Genomic DNA, 3,797 nt, shown 5'->3' on the forward strand with positions numbered 1-3,797 from the left:
GTAGATACCCTGATCGGTGAGGGCGGGCTTAAATTGTCAGGCGGGGAGCGCCAGCGGCTATCCATTGCCCGCTCCCTGCTCAGAAATTCACACCTGCTGATCTTTGATGAAGCTACATCTTCCCTTGACTCACTTACCGAAAAAGGGATCGCTGAAACCATCCGCCGGGTGACCGGCCTGCGGCGGTTCATTACCGTGATAATTGCGCACCGCTTATCTACACTCATGTTTGCAGACCGCATCCTGGTGCTGGATGGCGGTAGCATCGTTGAAACAGGCTCCCATGCTGAGCTGATAGAAAAAGAAGGATTATACAATGCCATGTGGCGGGAACAAACCGGCGAAAAATGGACTATTTATGGTAAATAACATCATTCAAAGCTTGTGGATAGGCAACCAGCTTAGTAATAATGAGATCCTGTGCATGAAGTCGTATCTGTATCACGGGCACGAATTTCATTTGTACACCTATGAACAAATAGCGAATATACCGGATGGCGTACAACAGATGGATGCAAATGATATTATACCGGCTGCCTCGCTTTTTAAAGACTCTGCTTATACCTATGCATCCTTTGCGGACTGGTTCCGCCTGAAATTGTTGTATGCCCGGGGAGGCTGGTGGGTGGACCTGGACACCATTTGCCTGCAGCCGTTCAATATACCCGGGCCCTGCTGCTTTTCTTCGGAAAGAGAGTTCCGTACCAATAACACCGCTATCAATAACACTTATATGAAGTTCCCGGCCGGCGCACCTTATCTCGAAATCCTGATAGGCCAGGTGGAAGAAAAGATCGGGAGCGGTGCTACCGTGGTATGGGGAGAGGCAGGCGTTTACCTGCTCCGGAAGATCTTCCCTGACAATCCCGGATTGCAGCAGTACATTCAGCCGCCGGAAGTATTTTGCCCGATAGACTATTTCGACCTGTCGGGATTGATCTGTAAAAGCGATTATACTCCACAACCCCAAACACTGGCCATTCACCTGTGGAATGAAATATGGCGCAGGGGCAACCTGGACAAGAATGCCATCTACCACCCCGAAAGCATATACGAAAGACTAAAGGAGAAATACCTGGAATAATATCATCGTTATTTACATACGGAAGCAGGCGCATATTGCCCGCGGAAAATGCTCATTGATAAACAATGGGCATTTTTTGTTTCAGGTATATTTGAACTTCCTGCTGAAGTGGGGAATATTTACACTAAATTTAATGAAATAATCGTCAGATTGACATTTAAGCACAGCCGTTAAGTAATTTGCTCCGTTATGAACCACGTTATATTGACTTGTTAATTTTGCACGCTATTGTGAAATATGCGCTTTTCATATTTTGTTTGATCTTAGGGTCGGGGGTAGCCGTTTCCCGGCAACGGGATCTTAACTTCGTTAATTTCGGCAATGAAGATGGCCTTTCTTCCAACACCGTTACTACCGTACTGAAGGATAGGTACGGGTACATGTGGTTTGGTACGGACGATGGCCTTAACAAATTCGATGGCGTTAATTTTACGGTTTACCGGCATAATGAAAGCGATACGGCCAGCATTGGGGCCAATTCAATACTGGCAATGCATGAAGACCGGTTTGGCAATTTTTGGATAGGAACAAACAGGGGTTTGTCATTGTACAACCGTAAAAAGAATTGCTTTATTAATTACCCGCTCACATTTGGTAATACGGCACGGGCGCTTTTCCGGGATCATTCAGGCAACCTGTGGATCGGGAGTTATGTTGGCCTGTTTATGTTTGATCCGCGAACGGGAAAAACAACCCGGTACAGCGCTGACGCCGGCAAGCCCGGCCAGCTTGCATCCAACATCATTACCTGCATATTCGAAGACAGCAGGCGCCGGTTATGGATAGGCGGAAATTCCGGCTTATACCTTTATCGGGGAAGCACCAATGATTTTAAACGCTTTGCGCATGATCCGGACGATTCCCTGTCTATTTCCGACAATTCAATAAAGGCAATAACAGAGGATCATAACGGTAATTTGTGGATTGGCAGCGATGATGGCGGTTTAAGTATGCTACGGCCCGATGGAAAGGGCTTCCGTAGTTACAGGCATAGCGATGCCGATAAGCAAACCCTGAGCAGCAACCGGGTTTTCGCAATCACACCGGAGAACCCGAACAGCTTATGGGTTGGCACAGAGGAAGGACTGAACATCTTTGATCTGCAGCAACAAACTTTTCGCAGGCTGGAGCATGATGTGAGGAATAAGTATAGTTTGCACGGCAAATCGGTCCGCTGTATTTATATAGATGAGAAAGGTATTTACTGGATCGGAACCTACCAGGGCGGCGTTAATAAATATGATAAGAACCTTGCTTTCTTCAATCTCCGGAGAAGCAATCCTTTTGATCCAAAGGGATTAACAGCACCCATAGTCACTTCTTTTTCTGAGGCCGGCGATGGGGATATCTATGTTGGAACAGATGGCGGCGGTATTAACCTGTATCACCGGAAAACCGGCTTGTTCGACCATCCCGCCTTTCATGGCAAAGGAAAGCCGCCCGCTGTGCTGGCGCTGGAACGTGCAGGCGCGGAGCTTTGGATCGGTACTTTTATGCAGGGCGCCTATGTGCTGGATACACGGTCAGGCAGGGTAAAGCATTATGTAAAAGGCAATGGCCCCGGAGATCTTTCCGGGAATGATATCTTTTGCCTTAAAAAAGACAGCAAAGGAAATATCTGGATCGGTACCAATGGAAATGGCGTGAATGTTTACGATCCGGTTACGGGAACATTTCGCGGGTTCAATGAAGGGCACAGCTACCCCGATGATATAAAAGTGCTTAGCAGGGGCTTCATCAGGGCAATTGAAGAGGATAGATCCGGTAACATGTGGATTGGTACGGTAGGCTCCGGACTAGTGGTGTATAACCCGGTCCATGACAGGATCCGGGTGCTTAACCTGTCGAACGGTAACCTGCCCTCAAGCGATGTGCAGGCCCTTTGTATAGACAGGAGCGGCCGGGTATGGGCAGGCACGCCGGGTGGCGGATTATGCCTGTTCGACAGCACCGCCGGAAAATTTGTTTGTTACTCTGAACAGCAGGGCCTGTCCAATGCGGTTATCTACAAGATCCTGGAAGATGATGCAGGCAAGCTGTGGGTAAGCACCAATAAAGGAGTTAGCAGCTTTGACCCTAAGACCCGGAAATTCAAAAACTATTTTTCCTATAATGGTTTGCAGCGCAGCACATTCAGCCTGGGAGCAGGATTGAGAGCAAGTGACGGAGAGCTGTTCTTTGGCGGCCTGGACGGATTTAATTATGTGGATCCCAGGACGCTGAACAACAACCGCAACGTACCGAAAATAGTGCTTACAGACCTGCGGATCGCCAATAGTTCGGTTACGCCCGGTGAAAGATCAGCGATCCGCGAGCATATTTCAGTGGCCGGGGAGATCAGGCTTGATTATAAGCAGAATTTTTCCATCAGCTTTGCAACCCTGAATTATACCGCGCCGCAGGAGAGCAGGTATGCTTATATGCTGGAAGGTTTTGATCAGGGCTGGAACGATGTAGGTACTTCACGGACCGCCGTGTTCTCCAATTTGCAGCCGGGCAGATATGTATTCCGGGTAAAGGCCAGCAGCGACGACGGATCATGGAATACCGGGGAAGCCACCATTAATATATATGTAAGGCCGCCCTTCTGGCTGACTGTTTATGCGTATATTTTTTATGTGATGATGGCCGGCTTTATCTTATGGCTGCTGCGGTACCGCGGCATCCGTAAACTGAAGAACCGGTTTGCCCTTGAGCAGGAGCGTCTTCAGAT

3 protein-coding genes are annotated in these 3,797 nt (G+C 48.5%); all 3 read left to right on the plus strand.

Features of this window, described 5'->3' with window-relative positions:
• Nucleotides 1-369: ATP-binding cassette domain-containing protein (locus VIM87_RS10540; protein WP_331996960.1), on the plus strand; the 369-nt coding region annotated here is incomplete at its 5' end.
• Nucleotides 359-1,084, plus strand: a complete 726-nt coding sequence (locus VIM87_RS10545; protein WP_331996961.1) for a glycosyltransferase — start codon at nucleotides 359-361, stop codon at nucleotides 1,082-1,084. The genes VIM87_RS10540 and VIM87_RS10545, both read left to right, overlap by 11 nt.
• Nucleotides 1,085-1,341: 257 nt before the next feature.
• On the plus strand, nucleotides 1,342-3,797 hold a 2,456-nt coding region (locus VIM87_RS10550; RefSeq protein ID WP_331996962.1), incomplete at its 3' end, for a ligand-binding sensor domain-containing protein.

Source organism: Chitinophaga sp. (assembly GCF_036569125.1).
Classification (GTDB): domain Bacteria; phylum Bacteroidota; class Bacteroidia; order Chitinophagales; family Chitinophagaceae; genus Chitinophaga.

Coding starts and splice junctions, on each gene's coding strand:
- VIM87_RS10545 (WP_331996961.1), top strand. CDS start 359: ATGGTAAATAACATCATTCAAAGCTTGTGGATAGGCAACCAGCTTAGT.